Annotated in this window: 22 protein-coding genes; 11 read left to right on the top strand and 11 right to left on the bottom strand. The window is 63.9% G+C overall.

Annotation, left to right across the window (positions count from 1 at the left end):
* Positions 1 to 11 precede the first annotated feature (11 nt).
* Both EP237_RS13895 and gluQRS read left to right on the top strand, forming a co-directional pair.
* Positions 12 to 620 carry a class I SAM-dependent DNA methyltransferase gene (locus tag EP237_RS13895; protein WP_127561506.1) on the top strand — a complete coding sequence of 203 codons (609 nt, stop codon included), beginning with the start codon at positions 12 to 14 and terminating at the stop codon, positions 618 to 620.
* A complete protein-coding gene (gene gluQRS, locus EP237_RS13890) occupies positions 617 to 1,522 on the top strand; it encodes a tRNA glutamyl-Q(34) synthetase GluQRS (RefSeq protein WP_127561505.1) in 906 nt (301 codons plus the stop codon). The genes EP237_RS13895 and gluQRS overlap by 4 nt, the downstream gene beginning before the upstream one ends.
* Before the next feature lie 103 nt (positions 1,523 to 1,625).
* On the opposite strand, the gene hisI is transcribed toward gluQRS, so the two are convergent.
* Positions 1,626 to 1,985, bottom strand: a complete 360-nt coding sequence (hisI, locus tag EP237_RS13885) for a phosphoribosyl-AMP cyclohydrolase (RefSeq protein WP_127561504.1) — start codon at positions 1,983 to 1,985, stop codon at positions 1,626 to 1,628.
* 67 nt (positions 1,986 to 2,052) lie between these two features.
* Between hisI and EP237_RS13880 the strand changes: the two genes are divergently transcribed.
* Positions 2,053 to 2,508: an iron-sulfur cluster assembly scaffold protein gene (locus tag EP237_RS13880; protein WP_127561503.1), complete on the top strand. Its 456-nt coding sequence runs from the start codon at positions 2,053 to 2,055 to the stop codon at positions 2,506 to 2,508.
* A gap of 196 nt (positions 2,509 to 2,704) precedes the next feature.
* Here the strand turns inward: EP237_RS13880 and EP237_RS23695 are convergent, their stop codons facing one another.
* From EP237_RS23695 to sciP, 5 genes are all read right to left on the bottom strand, one after another.
* Entirely contained in the window at positions 2,705 to 2,827 is a 123-nt protein-coding gene (locus EP237_RS23695; RefSeq protein ID WP_276317003.1) for a hypothetical protein, read from the bottom strand.
* A 140-nt stretch (positions 2,828 to 2,967) separates the two neighbouring features.
* Complete coding sequence (recG, locus tag EP237_RS13875) at positions 2,968 to 5,070, bottom strand: ATP-dependent DNA helicase RecG (RefSeq protein WP_240661644.1); 2,103 nt, start codon at positions 5,068 to 5,070, stop codon at positions 2,968 to 2,970.
* Complete coding sequence (gene ligA / locus EP237_RS13870) at positions 5,063 to 7,321, bottom strand: NAD-dependent DNA ligase LigA (RefSeq protein ID WP_127561502.1); 2,259 nt, start codon at positions 7,319 to 7,321, stop codon at positions 5,063 to 5,065. Before ligA ends, recG begins: the two co-directional genes overlap by 8 nt.
* Before the next feature lie 76 nt (positions 7,322 to 7,397).
* Entirely contained in the window at positions 7,398 to 8,111 is a 714-nt protein-coding gene (gene ctrA / locus EP237_RS13865) for a response regulator transcription factor CtrA (RefSeq protein WP_127561501.1), read from the bottom strand.
* Positions 8,112 to 8,227: 116 nt separating this feature from the next.
* Positions 8,228 to 8,503: a CtrA inhibitor SciP gene (gene sciP, locus EP237_RS13860; RefSeq protein ID WP_127561500.1), complete on the bottom strand. Its 276-nt coding sequence runs from the start codon at positions 8,501 to 8,503 to the stop codon at positions 8,228 to 8,230.
* Between the two features lie 124 nt (positions 8,504 to 8,627).
* Here sciP and mnmA point away from each other — a divergent pair, with 124 nt between their 5' ends.
* Positions 8,628 to 9,770: a tRNA 2-thiouridine(34) synthase MnmA gene (gene mnmA, locus EP237_RS13855; protein WP_127561499.1), complete on the top strand. Its 1,143-nt coding sequence runs from the start codon at positions 8,628 to 8,630 to the stop codon at positions 9,768 to 9,770.
* On the opposite strand, the gene EP237_RS13850 is transcribed toward mnmA, so the two are convergent.
* Positions 9,767 to 10,471: a hypothetical protein gene (locus tag EP237_RS13850; protein ID WP_127561498.1), complete on the bottom strand. Its 705-nt coding sequence runs from the start codon at positions 10,469 to 10,471 to the stop codon at positions 9,767 to 9,769. The two genes, mnmA and EP237_RS13850, sit on opposite strands and share 4 nt — an antisense overlap.
* A gap of 157 nt (positions 10,472 to 10,628) precedes the next feature.
* On the opposite strand from EP237_RS13850, the gene EP237_RS13845 reads away from it, so the two are divergent.
* Positions 10,629 to 11,318 carry a hypothetical protein gene (locus EP237_RS13845; protein WP_127561497.1) on the top strand — a complete coding sequence of 230 codons (690 nt, stop codon included), beginning with the start codon at positions 10,629 to 10,631 and terminating at the stop codon, positions 11,316 to 11,318.
* A 26-nt stretch (positions 11,319 to 11,344) separates the two neighbouring features.
* On the opposite strand, the gene EP237_RS13840 is transcribed toward EP237_RS13845, so the two are convergent.
* The gene (locus tag EP237_RS13840; RefSeq protein ID WP_240661643.1) at positions 11,345 to 11,887 is read right to left on the bottom strand and encodes a lytic transglycosylase domain-containing protein; all 543 of its coding nucleotides are present in this window, start codon (positions 11,885 to 11,887) and stop codon (positions 11,345 to 11,347) included.
* A 205-nt stretch (positions 11,888 to 12,092) separates the two neighbouring features.
* On the opposite strand from EP237_RS13840, the gene EP237_RS13835 reads away from it, so the two are divergent.
* The 4 genes from EP237_RS13835 to trpE all read left to right on the top strand — a co-directional run bounded on the left by EP237_RS13835 (position 12,093) and on the right by trpE (position 17,276).
* Complete coding sequence (locus tag EP237_RS13835) at positions 12,093 to 12,617, top strand: single-stranded DNA-binding protein (protein ID WP_127561495.1); 525 nt, start codon at positions 12,093 to 12,095, stop codon at positions 12,615 to 12,617.
* A gap of 12 nt (positions 12,618 to 12,629) precedes the next feature.
* Positions 12,630 to 13,829, top strand: coding sequence for an aminotransferase (locus tag EP237_RS13830; protein WP_240661642.1), 1,200 nt, complete (start codon positions 12,630 to 12,632; stop codon positions 13,827 to 13,829).
* Between the two features lie 69 nt (positions 13,830 to 13,898).
* Positions 13,899 to 15,758, top strand: a complete 1,860-nt coding sequence (locus EP237_RS13825) for a peptidylprolyl isomerase (RefSeq protein ID WP_127561494.1) — start codon at positions 13,899 to 13,901, stop codon at positions 15,756 to 15,758.
* 6 nt (positions 15,759 to 15,764) lie between these two features.
* Positions 15,765 to 17,276 carry an anthranilate synthase component I gene (trpE, locus tag EP237_RS13820; RefSeq protein WP_127561493.1) on the top strand — a complete coding sequence of 504 codons (1,512 nt, stop codon included), beginning with the start codon at positions 15,765 to 15,767 and terminating at the stop codon, positions 17,274 to 17,276.
* Between the two features lie 224 nt (positions 17,277 to 17,500).
* Here trpE and EP237_RS13815 read toward each other — a convergent pair whose 3' ends face one another.
* On the bottom strand, positions 17,501 to 18,388 hold the full coding sequence (locus EP237_RS13815) for a LysR family transcriptional regulator (protein WP_127561492.1): 888 nt from the start codon (positions 18,386 to 18,388) through the stop codon (positions 17,501 to 17,503).
* A gap of 86 nt (positions 18,389 to 18,474) precedes the next feature.
* On the opposite strand from EP237_RS13815, the gene EP237_RS13810 reads away from it, so the two are divergent.
* Together EP237_RS13810 and EP237_RS13805 are read left to right on the top strand one after the other, a co-directional pair.
* On the top strand, positions 18,475 to 19,101 hold the full coding sequence (locus tag EP237_RS13810; protein ID WP_127561491.1) for a class I SAM-dependent methyltransferase: 627 nt from the start codon (positions 18,475 to 18,477) through the stop codon (positions 19,099 to 19,101).
* Between the two features lie 67 nt (positions 19,102 to 19,168).
* Positions 19,169 to 19,576 (top strand): Rossmann-fold NAD(P)-binding domain-containing protein, encoded by a 408-nt coding sequence (locus EP237_RS13805; RefSeq protein WP_127561490.1) that lies wholly within the window; start codon positions 19,169 to 19,171, stop codon positions 19,574 to 19,576.
* Between the two features lie 23 nt (positions 19,577 to 19,599).
* Here the strand turns inward: EP237_RS13805 and EP237_RS13800 are convergent, their stop codons facing one another.
* Together EP237_RS13800 and EP237_RS13795 are read right to left on the bottom strand one after the other, a co-directional pair.
* Positions 19,600 to 20,454: a hypothetical protein gene (locus tag EP237_RS13800; protein ID WP_127561489.1), complete on the bottom strand. Its 855-nt coding sequence runs from the start codon at positions 20,452 to 20,454 to the stop codon at positions 19,600 to 19,602.
* Positions 20,455 to 20,600: 146 nt separating this feature from the next.
* The coding region (locus EP237_RS13795; protein WP_164744710.1) for a Hint domain-containing protein at positions 20,601 to 21,313 on the bottom strand (713 nt) is incomplete at its 5' end.

The raw sequence follows: 21,313 nt of genomic DNA, 5'->3' as shown, positions 1-21,313 counted from the left end.
AGCCTTGGATCATGGCCAGAAGTTTTCTCGACTCAACCTACGATCTGACGGATCCCCAAGACGTGAAAGCCCATTACGACAAATGGGCCGCGAGCTATGATGCGGAGATCATGGAAAACGGCTACGCCCTGCCGCGCCGGGCGGCGGAAGCCCTGGCCAGCCTCGGCCTGTCGCCAGATGTGGCGATCCTCGACGTGGGCTGCGGCACGGGTCTGTCCGCCGTGGCATTTGCAAAGGCGGGGTTCTCGCTCTTCGACGGGGTCGATGTCTCGGCCGACATGATGGCCGTGGCCGAGAAACGCGCGATCTATCGCAACCTGACGCTCACCGAACCGGGGGCGCCGTTGCCCGAGGGCGCCTATGATGTCATTGCAGGCGTCGGGGTTCTCGGCCATGGCGCGGCCCCACCCGAGCTGATCGACCTGATGGTCGACGCGCTGAAACCCGGCATGCTCCTGCTCTATTCGCTGAACGACAAGGCGCTAGCCGATCCGGGCTACGCCAGCAAGGTCGCCGCGAACAAGGCGCGGGCAGACCTCGTTCTGCGCCTCGAGGAACATGGCGATCACCTTCCGGGAATCGGCTTGAAGTCGACCGTCTACGTGTTTGAAAAGACGTGACCTTTCGCACCCGCTTCGCCCCATCTCCAACCGGCCCCCTGCATCTGGGCCATGCCTATTCGGCAATCCTGGCCCATGACATGGCCCGCGCCCGCGGCGGTCAGTTCCTGCTCCGAATCGAAGATATCGACCGCTCCCGCGCGCGGCCGGAATGGGAGGATCTGATCTACGAGGATCTCACCTGGCTCGGTCTCGGCTGGGACGGGCCGGTGATGCGCCAATCCGAGCGGCTGGACAGCTATTCCGAAACGCTCGACGCGCTCTGGGCGCGCGGCTTGCTCTATCCCTGCACCTGCAAACGGCGCGATATCGCCGAGGCCGCCTCCGCCCCGCAGGAAGGCGCCCCCTTGCTGGGGCCTGACGGGATCATCTATCCCGGCACCTGCCGACCAAAAACGCACTCCCATGGCCACCTAATCCCGCGCCCCTCTGGTGCATTGCGGCTCGACATGGCGCAGGCTGCCCGGGCCAATGACGTCTACACCCGGCGGATCGGTACGACGCGCGTCGCCGCATTCGAGGAATTGGGCAATGGCGAGGGCATCCCACGCGGCCTCGTCGAATTCACCCCAGACGAAATCGACCGCGACATTGGCGATGTGGTGATCGCGCGCCGGGACATGGGAACATCCTACCATCTGGCCGTAGTGCTCGACGATGCCGCACAGGGCATCACCGATGTGGTGCGCGGCGCGGACCTGTTCGACGCCACGCGCATCCATGTCATTCTGCAACGGCTGCTCGGCCTGCCGACCCCCCGCTATCACCACCATCGCCTGATCCGGGACCAGCACGGCAAACGCCTTGCGAAACGCGACGACGCCCGCGCCATCCGCACATATCGCGAAGATGGCCTCACCCCCGGTGACATCCGCCGCATGGTCGGGCTCCCCCAAGCTTAACGAGATCCTTACGCATCCCCGTTAACCTTAACGCGCCCGCCCCTTCTTCTTGGCCAAAATACTCCCGCCGGAGGCGTCCAACAGAAGCCGCAAGGCACAGGCCTCAGACCATGGGCGCCATGATCTCCACCTCGTCCCCCTCCCGCACCGCCGTATAGAAACAGCTCCGCCGGTTGGTGTGACAGGCGGGCCCGGTCTGGCGCACCAGCGCCAGCAGGCAATCCCGGTCGCAATCGACGCGCAGCTCCACCAGCTCCTGCACATGGCCGGAGCTTTCGCCCTTCACCCAAAAGCTCTGCCGCGAGCGCGACCAATAGGTGACCCGGCCCGTCTCCAGCGTCCGCGCCACCGCTTCCGCGTTCATCCAGGCCATCATCAGCACCTCGCCCGTGGCGTCCTCCTGCGCGATGCAGGGGATCAGCCCGTCAGCGGTATATGTCAGCGTTGCGGGATCGAAGCTCATGACCAGCACCCTTTGCAATCCTGTGATTGGCCGCTACCTATAGGGCACAAGCGCGGGGGAAAAGCCCATGAGCACCGAAAGCGACCTGATCAAACTCTATTCGCAGCGCATTCTTGCGCTGGCGGCAGATATTCCGCTGACCGACCGGCTGGAGGCCCCCCAGGCGACCGTGCGAAAACGCGCGCCGCTCTGCGGCTCGACCGTGACTGTGGATCTCGATATCGAAGACGGCCGCATCATCCGTTTCGGTCAGGATGTGAAAGCCTGCGCGCTTGGTCAGGCCTCTGCCGCGCTGATGGCGGCCCATATCATCGGGCGCAGCCGCGCCGAGGTGGAACGGGGCCGCGACCAGTTGCGCGCCATGCTGAAGGACGGTGCCCCGCCGCCCGAGGCCCCGTTTTCCGGTTACGAAGTGCTGGAGCCCGCCCGCGATTACAAGAACCGCCATGCCTCGATCATGCTGGCGTTCGAGGCCACCGCTCAGGCCATGGCAGACGCGGAAGCCGCCGCCTCCTGCGCCTGATCACCCAGCACAAAAAAACCGCCGCACTCCGGGGCACGGAGGCGGCGGCAGGTATGCGTGTCGGGGCGTCCGGGGGCCGGGTCTTGGACAGGCAGTTCCAAGAACCCTGAGGCAGAGGCAGCGCGGGGTTGGGGACAGACCCGCAGCTATTGAGAAGCCATCCGGAGGTACGACCGCAGGCAGAACGGCAGGCGTGTCAGAGCGCGCCGGGCAGATGCAGGGCGCCAAGTGTCATGACTCCGATCGCCAGAACACCGGCGAAATCATAGAGCAAGGAGTCGCGCGAACTTTCGAGAATCTGGCGGATCTGGGTGATCATGGTTTCCAATTCCTGAACAACTTGGTGCGTGTTAACGCTTTGTTCTCATATTCACCGCCGCAATGCAAGAACTTTATGAGAACATTTGAGAACAAACCCGGTCCAATGGTTAACGATGGTTAATAGGTTATTAACCTTTCTTACCCAACCGAGATCAACCCAATCGCCTTTTCCTGCTCCATCAACCACAAGAGAACCCGCGCCGATTGCCCCCTTGGGCTGATCATCTCCGGGTCCCGGTCCAGCAGCGCCCGCGCATCCGATTGCGCGATGCTCATCAGCGCTGTTTGCCCCTCCAGATCCGCCACCCGGAACTTCGGCAGCCCCGATTGCGCGGTGCCGATCAAATCGCCCGCGCCGCGAATGGCCAGATCCTCCTCGGCAATGCGAAACCCGTCCTCGGTCTCGCGCAACACCTGCAAACGCCGCGTGGCGGTTTCCCCAAGCGGCGCGCGATAAAGCAGCAGACAGGTCGAGGCCCCCTCGCCCCTTCCCACGCGACCGCGCAGCTGATGCAGTTGCGCCAGCCCGAAATTCTCCGCCTGCTCGATCACCATGATCGTGGCATTGGGCACGTTCACGCCCACCTCGATCACCGTGGTCGCCACCAGAACGCGGGCCCGCCCTTCCACGAAATCGGCCATTGCGGAATCCTTCTCGGCGGGCGGCAGCTGACCATGGACCAGCCCCACCACACCCTCGCCCAGGGCCGCGCGCAGATGCTTGAAGCGTTCCTCGGCAGCGGTCATTTCCACCGCCTCGCTTTCGCCGACCAGCGGGCAGACCCAATAGGCCTGCCGCCCCTCGGCCACCGCCTGACGCAGATGATCCACCACTTCATCCATCCGCGCGGTGCTGACAAGTGCGGTGCGCACCGGTTTGCGGCCCGGCGGTTTCTCATCCAGCACCGAGATATCCATGTCGCCATAGGTGGCGAGGCTGAGTGTGCGGGGAATGGGCGTCGCCGTCATCACCAGCACATCGGCCTGCGCGCCTTTCTGGCCCAGCTTCACCCGCTGGCGCACCCCGAACCGGTGCTGTTCGTCGACGATGGCCAGCCGCAGGTCAGCGAACTCCACATCATCCTGAAACACCGCATGGGTGCCGACCAGAATGCCGATCTCGCCCGATTTCAGTGCGGCCAGTTTTTCCCGCCGCTCCGCCCCCTTGTCGCGCCCCGTCAGGCTTTCCAGGCGCACCCCCGCCGCCTCGGCCAGCGGTTTCAGCCCGTCGAAATGCTGCGCGGCAAGGATCGAGGTCGGCGCCATCATCACCCCCTGCCCGCCAGCCTCGACCGCGACCAACAGGGCCATCAGGGCCACCAGCGTCTTGCCCGCACCCACATCGCCTTGCAGAAGACGGTTCATCTTGATCGGCTGCGCCATATCGGCAGCGATCTCGGCAATCGCCCTGTCTTGAGCCCCCGTGGGTCGATAGGGTAGCGAATTCAATACCTTGGCCCGCAACGCCCCGTCACCTTCGCTGACCCGCCCCTTGGCGCGTTTCAGTTTCAGCCGCGCAAGGCCAAGCGTCAGCTGATGGGCCAAGAGCTCATCATAGGCCAGCCTCTCCCGCGCCGGGTGGCTGCGCGACAGGGTTTCGGGGCCATCGGGGCAATGCAGCTGCTCCAACGCATCGGGCCAGGCGGGCCATTTGCGGGATTTCAGCAGTTCCAGATCAATCCATTCCCCGAAATAGGGCGCGCGCGGCAGGGCCGAGGCGATGGCCTTTGTGATCCCTTTCTGGGTGACGCCAGCGGTCAGGGGGTAGACCGGTTCATAGGCTGGAATCTCATCCGCCTCGGCAATCGGTAGGATGTGATCGGGATGAACCATCTGCGCCAGCCCGTCGAAAAGCTCCACCTTGCCCGACACCAGACGACGGCTGCCCGTCGGCAAAACCCGCTGCAAATAATCCCCATGGGCATGGAAGAACACCAGTTCGAAACTGGTCGCCGCGTCCGTCACCTGCACCCGGTAGGGCCGGCCACGAGAGGCGGGTTTGCGATGCGGGCCAATCTCGACCTCGACCGTCACGACCCCCGGCAGCACCGCGTCGCGAATGCTGGCCCGCCGGGTCCGGTCGACGCCACCAACCGGCAGGGTCAGGAGCAAATCCTTGGGCGTTTCAACGCCCAAACCTTTGTAATGCTTTGCCGTTTTGGGGCCAATCCCATCCAGCCCCTCCAGCTCTGCAAAGAGAGGGAAGAGGATTTCCGGGCGTCCCTTTGGCATCTCAACCATCGCCGACCAACGCGAGCCACGCGTCCTCATCAATGGTTTCCACGCCCAGATCGGCGGCCTTTTTCGCCTTCGAGCCAGCCCCCGGCCCCGCCACCAGCAAATCGGTCTTGGCGGAAACGGACCCAGAGACCTTCGCCCCCAAGGCCTCGGCCCGCGCCTTGGCTTCGGCGCGGGTCATCTTTTCCAGCGTGCCGGTGAAGACCACGGTTTTGCCCGCGACAGGGCTGCCAGACGTGGTGGGCGCGGTCTCTGCCTGCACGGTCAACGCGGTCACCAGCCGGTCGATCGACGCCCGCTCGCGGGATTGCCCGAAGGCCGTCACAAGCGCCTGCGCCACGGTTGCGCCGATCCCGTCGATGCCGGTGATCTCATCCCAGGCCGCGCGCGCCTCGGCAGGAACGTCCTGCCAGGCTGCCTCTCGCGTGGCGCTGATCTGGGCCCGGCGGCCCTCATCGGCCGCGCGCGCGCGTTCGGTTGCGATGGCCTCATCCGCCGTGCGGGCCGCGTCGGCGGCGGGCTGTGCGCGATCCACCGTTTCCGCAAGAGCCTCCCAGGTCGAGAAATGGCGGGCAAGGTCCGCCGCCGCCACCTCGCCCACATGCCGGATCCCGAGGGAAAACAGCAGCCGTTTCAGGGGGATGGAGCGTTTCTCTTCAATTGCCTTGAACAGGTTTTCCGCCGATTTCTCGCCCCAGCCCTCGCGGTTCTTCAGCTGTTGCAAACCGCTGCCATAGCGCGCCTGAAGCTCGAAAATGTCGGCGGGTTCCGCGATCCAGCCGTCCTTGTGGAACTGCTCCACCTGCTTGGCGCCGAGCCCCTCGATATCAAACGCGGCGCGGCTGACGAAATGCTTGAGCTTTTCCACCGCCTGCGCGGGGCAGATCAGCCCGCCGGTGCAGCGGCGCACCGCGTCGCCTTCCTCGCGTACCGCATCGGACCCGCATTCTGGGCATAGCGTTGGAAACGCGTAGGGTTGCGCACCCTCGGGCCGTTTCGTCAGGTCCACATCCGCCACTTTCGGAATCACGTCCCCGGCGCGATAGACCTGCACCCAATCGCCCACGCGGATGTCCTTGCCCTCGCGGATCTGGTTGCCGCTGGAATCGCGCCCGGCGATGTAATCCTCGTTGTGCAGCGTCGCGTTCGACACGACGACACCGCCGACCGTGACCGGGGAAAGCCGCGCAACAGGGCTGAGCGCGCCGGTGCGGCCCACCTGGATGTCGATGGCCTCCAGCCGGGTCCAGGCCAGTTCGGCCGCAAATTTATGGGCGATGGCCCATCTGGGCGTGGTGGAGCGCATGCCGAGCCGAGCCTGAAGCGCCAGATCGTTGAGCTTGTAGACAACTCCGTCGATATCATAGCCAAGCGTCGCGCGGGCCTGTTCGATGTCGCGGTAATGGGCCAGCATCGCCTCGGTCGTGTCGCAAAGCTTCGTGCGGTTATTTGTCTGGAAGCCGAGCGCATTCAACCGCTCGATGGCGCCCATCTGGGTGTCGGACAGCGGTTCCGACAGCTCGCCCCAGGCATAGGCGAAGAACTTCAGCGGGCGTTCGCGGGTGATGTCCGAATCCAGCTGGCGCAGCGAACCGGCGGCGGCGTTGCGCGGGTTGGCGAAGGTCTTGCCGCCCCGGTCCGCCTGCCGCGCATTCAGGGCCTCGAAATCGGCGTGGGACATATAGACCTCGCCGCGCACTTCCAGCACCTCCGGCGCGCCGGTGAGTGTCTGCGGTATATCGGCGATGGTTCGGGCATTGGCGGTGACATTCTCTCCCACCTCGCCATCGCCACGGGTCGCGGCCTGCACCAGGCGCCCGTTTTCATAGCGCAGCGACAGGGACAGCCCGTCGATCTTGGGTTCCGCCGTGAAGGCCAGCGGCGCATCGGCAGCAAGGCCCAGGAAATTGCGGATGTATCGGGCAAATTCCGCAACGTCCTCATCCTCGAACGCGTTGCCAAGCGAGAGCATCCGCACCGCATGGGTGACCTTGGAAAACCCCTCCGCCGGGGCGGCGCCCACCTGATCTGTCGGGCTGTCGGAACGTTTCAGGGCCGGGAAGCGCGCCTCCAAAGCCGCGTTCTCACGCTTCAGCGCGTCGTATTCCGCATCCGAGATCTCGGGCGCATCTTTCCGGTGATAGGCGTCATTGGCCCGCGCAATGGCCTCGGCCAGGTCCTTCAGCCGTGCGGGGGCCTCGGCCTCTGTCACGGCCCTCGCCCGGTCTTCCGGTGTCTCGGATTGCGTTGCCATCTCTGCCCCTCGAAACTGTCACGGCCTCCTGAAGTGATAGGAGGCCGCAACCGGGAGGTCCAGATGTGAGAGCGCTTCAGGCCGTGGCGGCAAAGCCCTGCGGCTGCGCCTCTTCTATCGGATCGCGCAGTACATAACCCCGGCCCCAGATCGTTTCGATATGGTTGTCGCCGCCTGTGGCCTGCGAGAGCTTTTTCCGCAATTTGCAGATAAAGACGTCGATAATCTTCAACTCCGGCTCGTCCATGCCGCCATAAAGATGGTTGAGGAACATCTCTTTCGTCAGCGTGGTGCCCTTGCGCAGGCTGAGCAGTTCCAGCATCTGATATTCCTTGCCGGTCAGATGCACCGAGCGACCATCCACATCGACAGTCTTGGCGTCGAGATTGACGTTGATCCGCCCCGTCCGAATCACGGATTGGGCATGACCTTTGGACCGGCGAATGATGGCGTGGATGCGCGCCACCAGTTCATCGCGATGGAAGGGCTTTGTCAGGTAGTCATCGGCCCCGAAGCCAAATCCCTTGATCTTGCTTTCGGTATCATCGGAGCCTGACAGGATCAGGATCGGGGTATCGACACGGGCCAGGCGCAGCTGGCGCAGCACCTCGTGCCCATTCATGTCAGGAAGGTTCAGGTCGAGAAGGATCAGATCGTAGTCGTAGAGCTTTGCAAGATCGACGCCCTCTTCCCCCAAATCGGTCGAATAGACATTAAGATTGGCATGACTGAGCATCATCTCAATGCTTTTCGAGGTGGTGGGATCATCTTCTACAAGCAAGACACGCATCACGAACTCTCCGAATCTTTCGAACTGGTTACGACCATGGGCACACTTCGTTAATTTCAAGTTATCTTTTTAGATAGTCTTCCGAAAAAATCCATTAATGCAATCCCAAAATTGCATTAAGCACGAAATCTCTGCAGGGCTGTTGCTTTTAATGCCTGCGTCCCATGTTCGGAAACGGCGCGTGTCCAGCTGTCCAATTCTTCTTCGGACAAAGCGTAAATGCGGCAGGCTTCTTCACGATCCAGCAAGCCATATGACACAGCGTTCGCCACCGCCGCTTTCCGGCTGGCAACCCATCGACTGGTCGAGGCACTGGGCAGATCGGCGCGGGTCATCACGCTGCCATCGGGAAGGGTAACGGAATGGACCCCTTTGACACGTCGGATATACATGGCGCTCCTCTCACCGCTCGGGTTTGGGGCCACCCTGTCGCAATAAGTTTAACAGCCGGTAAGCACGTCCCTTGAGGATGGGTGGCATTTTCCTATATTGCGCCTCAAACCCCCGGAGACGCCCATGCCCCTTGACCCACATCCCGTGAACTCTCTTGGCTTTGCCAAACCGCCCTCCGAAACCCGGGTCGTGGTGGCGATGTCGGGCGGTGTCGACAGCTCTGTCGTAGCGGCAGAGCTTGCAGAACAGGGCTATGACGTCATCGGCGTGACCTTGCAGCTCTATGATCACGGGGCGGCACTGGCCAAGAAAGGCGCCTGCTGCGCGGGCCGCGACATCCACGATGCGCGGCGCGTGGCCGAGGAAATGGGATTCCCCCATTACGTGCTGGACTACGAAAACATCTTCAAGGACGCGGTGATCGACGAGTTCGCCGAAAGCTACCTCGCCGGGGCCACGCCAGTGCCCTGCATCCGCTGCAACGAGCGGGTGAAGTTCAAGGACCTTCTCGAAACCGCCCGAGAGCTCGACGCGGATTGCATGGCAACCGGACACTATATTCAGCGAATGGACGGCACCAACGGGGCCGAATTGCATTGCGCCGCCGATTCGTCCCGCGATCAAAGCTATTTCCTGTTCTCGACCACAAAGGAACAGCTGGAGTTCCTGCGCTTTCCCCTGGGCCATTTGCCCTCGAAGGACGAAACGCGGAAACTGGCGGCGCGATACGGGCTGCCGGTCGCGGATAAACCCGATAGTCAGGATATCTGTTTCGTCCCGGATGGAAACTACGCCTCGGTGATCGAGAAACTGCGTCCAGGTGCGGCCGATCCCGGCGATATCGTCGATATGAATGGCACGATTCTGGGACAGCATCGCGGCGTCATCCACTACACCATTGGCCAGCGCCGCGGATTGGGAATTGGCGGGCTGGATACGCCGCTTTACGTGGTCAAGCTGGACCCGGAGTCGCGGCAGGTTGTGGTTGGCCCGAAAGAGGCTTTGTCCAGGCGGATCGTCCCCGTGCGCGAGATCAACTGGCTTGGGGACGAGCCCTTCACGTCGCGGCCCGAATGGCACCTGTCGGTCAAGATCCGCTCCACCCGCCCCCCGCGCGAGGCGGTGATCCGCCCGATCTCGGACACCGAGGCCGAGGTGGAACTGATCGTGGCCGAGGAAGGCGTCAGCCCCGGTCAGGCCTGCGTGTTCTACGACCCCGAAGGCAGCCGCATTTTCGGCGGCGGCTGGATCTGGCGCGGCAACTAGGCCCCCCCGCCCAACAGAAAGCCGCGCAGCAGGATCAACTGGTGCGTGGCCACCTGCCTGACCTCTGCGTGGTCCACCACCCGGATCATGTCCGCAGGCCCGCCCTGCCCTTCGATCACGTAGCCCCCCGGCCCGAAGACCCGCACCGAATTTGGGCGCTCGGCCGGATCCGGACGACTGAGGATTGTTGCGAACCTGTCCGACAGAAGGTCCTCGACGGTATCACGCTCCAGCGGCGCGACCCTGCGGCCATCGTCCCATGTCACCTGGCAGACCAGCCGGGCCACCGCCTGTTCCGGCCAGGCGCTGGCGTCGTCATGCAGGATCGCCGCCTGCCGCATCAGTGGAAAGACACGCGGATCAGAGCTTGGCAGCTCCTGCAGGCGGTCCAGCGTGATCCGCCCGTAGCGGGCGCAGGTCACAAAACCGCCGGGGGCGCTTGTTCCTGCGATATGCAGGCCGAAGCGGCCTTCGAGCGACCAGTAGTACAAATCCCCCACAGTGGGTCCGGGCTGCGCGGGCTCAGGCGAGGGGCTGAACTGCGGCAAGGCCCCAGCCAATTGCCGTTCGACCGCGTCGCGCTGTTGAAAGGGGGCTTCCGCGATATCCAGCAAAGCGCCCAGATCCGGCGGAACGGGATCGGCCCTCAGCGGGGCGATCAAGAGGACAAGCATCAGAAGGGGCGCGGTCAGGCGTAGCATAGCGGCGATTGTGGCGCAGCCAGCCGCGTCCGTACAGCCTCAAGACCGGCGACGGCTACGTGACGGAATCGGCTTGGCAAATCATTGCATTGCACGCCAGACTGAGCCAATTGCGACGCGCCGCGTTCGCAGTCCCTGCCCCCATATCCGAGGATCCATGCCCGGCTTTTCTGACGGTTCCGTTTTCTTCGGCCTCTTCGGGGGGCTTTTTGCCATCATCGTGGCGCATGGGCGCGGCGGCATCTCGTTTCGGCGGGTGCTGCTTGTCGCGCTTGCCTCGGCCTATGTGCTGCCCCATCTCCTGGCGTGGATCCAGCCATACTGGCGGGCGTCGCCCTGGCTGCCGGAGATCACCGGGGGCATGGTGTTTCTGGGCGCATGGTTCGCGCTTGCAGCACTGACCTTGTTCGAGCGAAAGGGCCAGCCCCGCAGGGTGCCGATCTGGGCCGGTCTGCTGTTCGCCACCTGCATGGCCTTCGCGGTTCCCGTCCTGGTGGACAGTCTTACCGGCGCGTATCAGCGCCCCTCGCTCAGGGCCGATGTGAATGGCTGCGTGCGCTATACGCAGGGGGCCGAGGACAATCTGGATGCGACCAATCTCTGCGATCACGAGATTGTCGTGGGCCTGTGCCTGCCTGGCGAAGAAAACCCCAGCCCCTGCGCACAATCCATCGTTCTGGCCCCCGGCGACTCCACCTTGCTCGACCGCGCGGGCGCGCTCCTGTCGTCGATACCGGGCAATCCAGATGGCTACACGCTGGTGGCCTGCCGGCTGCCGCATCGCCCGTCGCGCATGACCCGCACCACCGGACGCGGCTATGACGGTGTCTGTCTGCCGGGGGGATGACGCCACAGGATGTTCATGCGCGCTGATCAGGCGCCCAGAATCGCGCGGACATATTCCTGCGTCTCGGCATAGGGCGGCACGCCATCATGGGTCTCGACCGCCTCGGGCCCGGCGTTATAGGCCGCCAGCGCCAGACGCCAATTGCCGAAGCGGCGATATTGCTGCGCCAGATAGCGCGCGCCGCCGTCGAGGTTTTCATTGGCGTCATGCGGGTCCACCCCAAGCAGCGCTGCCGTATCGGGCATCAGCTGCGCCAGCCCGATCGCGCCTGCATGGCTGACCGCATCCAGATCCCATGCACTTTCCTGCTGCACGAGCCGCAGGAACAGATCTTCGGGAATGCCATGACGGCGCGCGGCAGAGCGGGCGACCTCCAGCCAGGGGCCGTTGTAGCTGCCGTTGTAATAGGGGATGGTCTCCTCGGCCTCGCTGTCAGGACGCAGCCGGTCGGAAAACTCGTATTGGGTGGCCGCGCGGCTGTCGAGCAGGTCCAGCTGTTCGCTGAACCGGCTCAGACGGTCGGAACTCAGGCCTTGCGCCAGCGCCCCTCCTGCGCTCCCGCAGATCATGGCAAATACATAAAGACAGGCTTTCGCAGGCAGCATGCGCCCTCGCTTCGTTTGCAACTCGCCGCAATATACGGAAAAGATGCGGCATTTCCAGCTTGCCACAGCCCGGTTGGCAATCGACCGCGCATTTGGGTTTTCTTAACCGTGTTGCGGTGATCTAAGCTCCGTGCTTCTGTGCTTGAGATTCGAATAACGGGGAGAGATCATGGCTGGGTCCGTCAACAAGGTCATTCTGATAGGCAATCTGGGACGCGATCCCGAGGTTCGGTCGTTCCAGAATGGCGGCAAAGTCTGCAACCTGCGCATCGCCACCAGCGAAACCTGGAAAGACCGCAACACCGGCGAACGGCGTGAAAAGACCGAATGGCACAGCGTCGCCATCTTCCAGGAAGGTCTGGTCCGCGTGGCCGAGCAATATCTGCGCAAGGGCAGCAAGGTCTATATCGAGGGCCAGCTCCAAACCCGCAAATGGCAGGACCAATCCGGCGCGGACCGCTATTCGACCGAGGTCGTGTTGCAAGGCTTCGGCGGCACGCTGGTCATGCTTGACGGCCGTAGCGAAGGCGGCGGTGGCGGCGGCGGCTATGGTGGTGGCGGTCAAAGCGGCGGCTATGGCGGTGGCGGCGGCTACCCAGATGACCGTGACGGCGGCTACGGCGGTGGCGGCGGCGGCAGCAGCCAGGGTGGCGGTGGTCGCTCGAACGACATGGATGACGAGATTCCCTTCTAAGACACCCATCCGATGAGGCGCGCCATGCATGTGCTGAACCCCAGATTCGCGGCCACCTTCCCGCCCCCTGTGATGGAGGCGCGGCGTTGGGTCGACGGGGTCACCTTCCCCGCCGACCGGCCGCTGATCAATCTCAGCCAGGCTGCGCCCGTCGATCCCCCGCCCGAAGGCTTGCGACAGGCCATGGCAGAGGCGCTGCTGACGCAGGCCGACAGCCATCTTTACGGCCCGGTTCTGGGGCGTGAGGAGCTGCGCAGCGAACTGGCCGCACAATGGTCCGACGGCTATGGCGGCGCGGTCCGGCCCGATCAGGTGGCGATCACCTCTGGCTGCAACCAGGCGTTCTGCGCGGTCATGGCGACGCTGGCGGGCGAAGGCGACGGGGTGATCCTGCCCACGCCCTATTATTTCAACCACAAGATGTGGCTGGATATGACCGGGGTCGAGGCGCAACTGCTGGCAACCGGCGAAACCCTGATCCCCGATCCTGACGCGGCGGAGACTCTGATCACCGAGCGCACCCGCGCCATCGTGCTGATCTCGCCCAACAATCCCGGTGGCGTAGAATATCCGCCCGAGATCATGGCCGCCTTCCGCGACCTCTGCCGCCGCCGCAAGATTGCGCTGATCGTCGATGAAACCTATCGCGATTTCCATTCGGTCGAAGGTGCGCCACATGATCTGTTTGCCGATCCCGACTGGGACGACACGCTGATCCAGCTTTATTCCTTCTCCAAATCCTACCGCCTCACCGGCCACCGCGTCGGCGCCATCGTGGCCAGCCCCGAGCGGCTGTTTGAAGTTGAGAAGTTCCTCGACACCGTCGCCATCTGCCCCAGCCAGGTCGGCCAGATCGGCGCGCTGTGGGGAATGCGGAACCTTGCCGACTGGCTGGCGGGCGAGCGGCTGGAGATCCTCAATCGCCGCGCTGCCATGGAAACTGCCTTTCAGCGGCTGTCGGGCTGGGAGCTGCTCGGTTGCGGGGCCTATTTCGCCTATGTGCGCCACCCGTTCGACATGCGCTCGGATGAGGTCGCCAAGGCCATGGTGACGGAAGCGGGCCTTCTGACCCTGCCCGGCACCATGTTCGGCCCCCTCAAGCACGAAGGCGGATCGGGTCAGGCCGAAACCACCCTGCGCATCGCCTTTGCCAATGCGGATGCCGCCGGTTTGGCCGAAGTTGGGCACAGGATTTCCCAGCTTTCCCTCTGAGCCCCTTGCCCCCCTTGCCGCGACCCCCTAAACCTGCGCTTCAGAGCCAGATCAAGGGAGATATCCGGCATGGCACGACGCGCAGGCAAACGGAAGCTGTCAGACTATTTCGTCTGGGCCATTCTTGCCCTTCTGATGTTTGGGCTTGCTGGCTTCGGCATCGGCAATTTCGGCAATTCCGCCGTTCAGGTCGGCTCGGTCGGTAACGCCTCGATCTCGGCCAATGCCTATGCCCGCGCCATCCAGGCGGAGCTGCGTGCGCAGGCGGCGGAAGGCGGCCCCTACCAGACGCTGACCGATCTGCGCAATGCCGGGCTCGACCGTGCCATTCTGGAAGGTTTGGTCGCCCGCGCCGCCCTGACCCATGAAGCCGGTGAAATGTCGCTCTCTGTCGGGGACGAAGAAGTCGCGCGCCAGATCACCACGACCTCCACCTTTCAGGGCATCGACGGAAATTTCGACCGCGCAGGTTATGAACTGGCGCTGACACAGGCAGGCTACGGCGTCGAGGAATTCGAGGAAACCATCCGCGAGGATGTCTCCCGTTCGATCCTGCAGGCAGCCGTTATCGGCGGGCTGCCGACACCCGACAGCTTTACCGAGATCATGGTCGCCTATCAGACCGAAACCCGCAGCTTCACCCTTGCCCGCGTCACCGAAACCGACCTGACCGCCGGTCTGGCCGCCGCGACGCCCGAGGAATTGCAGGAATATTACGACGAGAACGGCCAGCGCTTCGAACGCCCGGAAAGCCGGACCATCTCTTACGCCTGGATCATCCCCGACATGATCATGGATGAGGTCGAGGTCGACCCTGCAGCGATCCGCGAGCTTTATGACGAACGCATTGCGGAATATGTCCAGCCCGAACGCCGCCTGCTGGAACGGTTGGTCTTCCCCAGCCAGGAAGAAGCCGATGCCGCCCGCGCCGCGCTCGATGCTGGGGAAACCGATTACGACACGCTGGTCGAGGATCGGGGCCTGACGCTCGATGACGTGGATCTTGGCGAAACCGCCGCAACCGACCTTGCCGCCGCTGCCGCCGAGGTGATCTTCGCCGATACCGAAAGCGAAATCATCGGCCCGCTCGAAAGCCGTTTCGGCCCCGCACTGTTCCGCATCAACGCGGTGCTGGACGCGACCGAAGTGCCCTATGAAGACGCTGCCGAACATCTGCGCGATGAACTGGCCGAGGACGCCGCCCGCCGCGCCATCGACGACATGCGCGAGGATCTGGACGACCTGCTGGCCGGGGGCGCCACGCTGGAAGAACTGGCCGAGGAAACCGCCATGCAGTTCGGCACCATCGACTGGTTCGACGGCATGGATCAGGGCATCGCCGCCTATGACAGCTTCGCCGAGGCCGCGGCCGCCGCGCAGGACGGCGATTTCCCCGAGCTTCTGGGCCTCTCTGACGGGGGCCAGTTCGCCCTGCGCCTCGACGCGGTCGTGCCGCCGTCCATCCCGCCGCTGGAAGAGATCGAAGCCGAGGTCGCCGCCGCCTGGCGCGCCACTCAGCTGCGCATCCGGCTGGAGGAGCGTGCCAATGCGATCCTGGCGAACCTTGCTCTGACCGGCAACCTGGAGGATCAGGGGCTTGCGCTGACAACCGAAGACCAGATCCGCCGTCAGGATTTCATCCCCGACGCGCCGCCCACCTTGGTGCCGCAGGTGTTCCAGCTGGACGCCCCCGGCGACATGGTGGTCATTCCCGGCGCCCGCGCAGCCTATATCGCCCGGCTCGACAGCATCAACCAGGGCACCCGTGGCACGCCCGAGGTGGCGGCGCTTCAGGGGCTCTTCGGGGCGCAGATTGCCAATTCCATCGCGGCGGATGTGTTCGAGGCTTTCGGCCAGGCGCTGGAAACCGAGATCGGCATTTCCCTCGATTCCGCTGTCATCAATGCGGTCAACGCACAGTTTCCCTGAGGCACCATGGCACTGACCCCGTCCTTCGAGGCATTCGACCAAGGCTGGTCGCAGGGCAAGAACCAGCTGGTCTATACCAGGCTTGCCGCCGATCTGGACACGCCCGTGTCGGTGATGATGAAGCTCGCCGATGCCGGCCGCGACAGTTTCATCCTCGAGTCCGTCACCGGGGGCGAGGTGCGTGGGCGCTACTCGATCATCGGCATGAAACCCGATCTGATCTGGGAATGCCGGGGCGAGGACAGTCGCCTGAACCGGTCAGCGCGCTATGACCGGGATGCGTTCGACCCCTGTTCGGAACCACCGCTGAAGGCGATCCGGTCGCTGCTGGCGGAAAGCGCCATCGACATCCCCGACGATCTGCCCGCTGCGGCGGCAGGGCTATTCGGCTATCTCGGCTATGACATGATCCGGCTGGTGGAGCATCTGCCGAATGTGAACCCTGACCCTCTGGGCCTGCCCGACGCGGTGCTGATCCGGCCTTCGGTCATCGCGGTTCTCGATGGGGTCAAGGGCGAGGTGACCGTCGTCTCCCCCGCCTGGGTCGGGGGCGGATTGTCGGCCCGCGCGGCCTATGCGCAGGCCGCCGAGCGGGTCATGGACGCGGTCCGCGATCTGGAACGCGCGCCCACCACCGCCGCCCGCGAAATGGGCGAGGCCCATGCGGTGGCGGAACCCGTGTCGAATTTTGCGAAAGCAGACTATTTCGCGGCGGTGGAGACCGCCAAGGATTACATCCGCGCGGGCGATATCTTTCAGGTCGTGCCCTCGCAGCGATGGACGCAGGAATTCCGCGAACCGCCCTTCGCGCTTTACCGCGCGCTGCGCCGGACCAACCCCTCGCCCTTCATGTTCTTCTTCAATTTCGGCGGCTTCCAGGTGATTGGCGCCAGCCCCGAGATCCTCGTGCGGGTCTTCGGCGGCGAGGTCACAATTCGCCCGATCGCAGGCACCCGTCCCCGTGGTGCGACGCCCGAGGAAGACAAGGCGCTGGAACTGGACCTGCTGGCCGACCAGAAGGAACTTGCCGAGCATCTGATGCTGCTGGACCTTGGCCGCAACGACACCGGTCGCGTGTCCAAGATCGGCACCGTGCGCCCGACCGAGGAATTCGTGATTGAACGCTATTCCCACGTCATGCATATCGTGTCGAACGTCGTGGGCGAGCTGTCGGACGACCACGACGCGCTCTCGGCCCTGCTGGCGGGTCTGCCTGCCGGGACCGTGTCCGGCGCACCCAAGGTTCGCGCGATGGAGATCATCGACGAGTTGGAGCCGGAAAAGCGCGGCGTCTACGGCGGCGGCGTGGGCTATTTCAGCGCCGGTGGCGACATGGATATGTGTATTGCCCTGCGCACGGCGGTTCTGAAGGATGAAAAGCTCTATATCCAGGCGGGCGGCGGCGTCGTCTATGACAGCGACCCCGAGGCCGAGTTTCAGGAAACCGTGAACAAGTCCCGCGCACTGCGCAGGGCCGCCGAGGAAGCGAGCCTGTTCTCGGGGCGCAGGAACAGCTGAGACGGCTGTGGGGCCATCAAGCGCCATTGTCGACGCGCGCGGTGGCGTTCTGAACCCATTCGGGGACCACTTTATCTCTGCCGCATCTTCGCGGCTCAACTGGCTCTCCCAGCCTCACCAAATCGCCTCCGCGTGGGGGCGCGTCGGCGATGGCGCGTCGGCTTCGCCTTGAGTCCGCAAAGGGAAATCCCGTGGGCTAATTGACCCCTATTCAGCTCGGATCACTACCCCAGCTCCTCCGCCAGCAGGTCGAACACCACCCGAATGCGGCGGCTGTTGCGCAGCTCTCGATGCGTGACCAGCCAGTTGGGGAAGGAAATCGGGGCCAGCCCCTCGATCTGCAGGCGTTCCACCTCGGGCGTGCCGGCCGCCACAAGGTCCGATCCCACGCCGACCCCAAGCCCACGGCGCACCATTTCCCAGGCCACCACCGAATTCAGCGTGCGGATCGGGAAGTTCAAATGGCTGACCGGGATACCGCGCTTGTTCAGCTCCATGACCATCCGTTCGGGCCGGTCGATGCCGATCATCTCAAGCTTTTCGAGATCGGCCATGGTTGAGGGCCTGCCATTCCGGTCCAGCCATTCCTTTGACGCGTAGAAACTGCCGGTTCCGTCGCGCAGGCGTTTGCCGATCAGCTCCGGGTCCTCGGGCCGCATGTGGCGGATGGCGATATCCGCCTCGCGCCTGCGCAGGTCCGAAACGCGGTTTTCCGCAACGATTTCAATGGTCAGTCCAGGGGCTTCCTTGCGCAGGCGCTTCAGGATATCGGGCAGGATATAGGCGGCATAGCCATCGGCGACCGAGATGCGGACCTCGCCCCGCACCTCCTGCACATGGCCCGCAGCAGACAGCGAAATCCGGTTCGCCGCCTCCCCCATGGCGCGCACATGTTCCAGCAGATCCATGCCCGCCTGCGTCAGGATCAGGCTTTTGCCGACCCGTTCGAACAGCGTGATGTTCAGGCTCTCCTCCAGCGCCGCCACCTGCCGCCCGAGCGTCGGTTGCGTCAGTCGCAGAGCCCGCGCCGCACCCGACAGCGTGCCCTCCTCCACCGTGGCAAGGAAGGCGCGCACCTGGTTCCAGTCGAAGGAGATCGCTGCCCAATTCATGCATATTCGTATAAACTGACTGCGGATTTCTGCAATTTCTTTTAGTATGTCCGCCAGATACCTCCTGCCGTCAAAGGAGACACACCATGACAGCCGCCGCCACCGCCTTCTGGGACAAGATCGCCCCGAAATACGCCGCCCATCCGGTGAAAGACATCGCCGCCTACCAGGCAACGCTCGATCACACCCGCAGCTATCTCAAACCCGGCGACCGGGTGCTGGAGATCGGCTGTGGCACCGGCAGCACGGCGATTGACCTCGCTCCTGCCGTCGCGGATTACGTGGCCACGGATGTCTCGGGCAAGATGGTCGAGATCGGGCGGGAAAAATGCTGGGACGCGGGCCTGCAAAACCTAAGGTTCATTCGCGCGGCGGCGGATCAGGGGGTGTTGCCGGACGGCCCGTTTGACGCGGTTCTGGCCTTCAACGCCCTGCACCTGCTGGATGATCTCGACGCGGGGCTTGCTGAAATGCATGATCGTCTGGCACCCGGCGGGCTGCTGATTTCCAAGACCGTGTGCATCGGCGGGGCGTTCTCGCCATTCCGGCCGATCATTGCGTGCATGCAGCTGATCAACAAGGCCCCGCATATCCTCTACCTGACCGCAGACAATCTGCGCGCGCGGATCGAGGCCGCCGGGTTCGAGATCACCGAAGTGCAGGATTTCAACAACTCCGCCAAGCGTCCCTATTTCGTGGCCCGCAAGCGCTGACAGGCTTTGACAGTGTCGCGCCCCGTTTCTAGATTGGCCGCCATTGGCCAGATCGGCGGGGCGTTTCATGTCAGAGTTACCAGAGTTCTACTTCCGGGTCCGCGAAAACGGCGCGGCGGTCTATCGGGTCGATACCCAGAACCGCCAGCGGCGGATCGAGATGAACGAGATCGCGGTCGTGAACATCAAGAACGGCCGGGTGAAACCCCATGGCGACCATGTTCTCACGCCTGAGGAAACCAGGGTCATTGCCGAGTGGATGGCCGAGCGCGAGGCACTGCTGGCCCGGCGCGACCTCGACGACATCCACCGCACCATCGACCACCTGAACCTGACCGCCCAATGGGCGCAAAGCCGCGCCGATGATGCCGCTTTGGAAGACGTCACCGACCGGCTGCTGATGGCCATGCACGACCTGCGCAGCGTGCTGGTGCGCAAGAAGGCCGACCGGCTGATGAAGGGCGACAAGGGCTAGGTGTTCCCTGCCGCCCTGCCCCGTCACTCGTTCCCGAAGAACTGCCCCGGCGCGGTGATCGAAAACTCGGGCTGCCCGCCGGTCGTCACCATCACCTCAAGGCAGTTGCCCGGCCCGTCCGTGATCATGAACGGGTGCGTGACATAGCTGTCGATGGTCATCGTCTCGCCCGCGTTCAGCGCCCCCATATCGACGAAGTTGCCGTTATAGTCGATCCAGACAACGCCGCGATAGCCGTCGGTCATATTGGTCAGGGTGATCTGCTGCGGCATGTCGCCGGTATGCGACAGGACCTGCCCCAGCATTTCACAGCCATGGGCGTCACCTGCGGGCGGCGGCAATTCGCCCCCGGTCACGGGGGCCGCGCCTGCCACCGGATCGGCGCAGGTCGACAGGAACTGATCCATCGGTCCGGCGACGCCCGCAGTACCAATCTCGATCCCCTGCCCGCCGGGAATGGCATAGCTCAGCACATCGCGCACCCGCATCAGGTTGAACAGCCCATCGTCCAGCTCCAGCGCCAGTTCGACCCCGGTCACGCCAAACTCCGCATTCACGCCGATGATCGTGCCGTCAAGGATGGTGCCCGCCCCGGCCCCATCGGTGAAGGAGAGCGAGACAGGCGCGCCATTGGGCAGACCCGCCGTATCGGCCGCGATCTGCACCAGGGCGTAAGGCCCGCCCGCGCCGATCTGACAACTGGCGAAGAATTGCAGATCATCGGTTTCGGGCACCCCGTAAACCAGCGTGACATTGGATTGGAACGGATCGGCAGAGAGGGTCGCGTAATGCTGCCAGCTATAACCCTGCTGCGCATGGGCGGAAACGGAACTGAGCGCCACGGCGGCACCGGCAAGGATCATGGGAAAACGGGTCATGGAAAAGCTCTCGATTGTGATTCTCAATGTGATGAGGCGAGCCTATCCAAACCGGAAGGATAATGATAGTGTATTTTTTACACTGTTGTGATTTTCGCAGTTCCAAACTGGTGCTTCAGCGCAGGAAACCCGCGCCGGAGCAATCATCACGCAACCTGTCGCCCCACCAGCTTTGACGCGATGCGTCCCGGAACCTGCCGGGAGGACATGGCGCGGGGATAGGGGAGCTCTTCCATCTCGGGCACGTCGCCGTAGAGCGCCTCGAACTCGGCGAAGTTGTCGAAGACGCGGCGGGAAACGTTGTCGATGAAGGTTTCGGCGGGAGCGCCATTGGCGAGGATGATCTCGTGGTCCTCGGTTTCGATGTGATAGACCGTGTAGGTCTCTCCCATCTCTGCGAGTGGCACCCGCGTGATCGTGGTGCCATTCACCAAAGCCCCAGCATGGCAGATCACGCCCTCGACCAGCATCCCGTGATCGGCGGTGACGGTCAGCGGCTTATAAGGCAGGCCAGCCCCAAGCGATCCCGCCGCAAACCGTACCGGCATTAGCCTTTCCGCAGGGCCGAAGCGGGTGACAACCGTCTGGCGGCCGATCCATTTCACCGGGACCGCACGGCCCTCTGCCGTCAGAATCCGGTCGCCGATCGCCAGCGCCTCGACCGCGCGGCAGCCGGTGGGCGTTGCAATCCGGGTACCCGCGCAGAAGCACATCACATTGCCCAGGTCGATGACCCCGTCTGTGGTGCCATCGGCCGCATCGAGCGTGGCGAGATCGGCGGCATGGATCAGGTAGCTGCTGCCGGAGTTGCTGCCGCCGCCATCATCCGCCAGATAGGCCCCGATCAGCAGATCGTCAT

The sequence above is a fragment of the Nioella ostreopsis genome (assembly GCF_004000255.1).
Taxonomy (GTDB): Bacteria; Pseudomonadota; Alphaproteobacteria; order Rhodobacterales; family Rhodobacteraceae; genus Nioella; species Nioella ostreopsis.
Note: the sequence above shows the minus strand (reverse complement) of the source record. Positions and strands in the feature narration are given on the sequence as shown.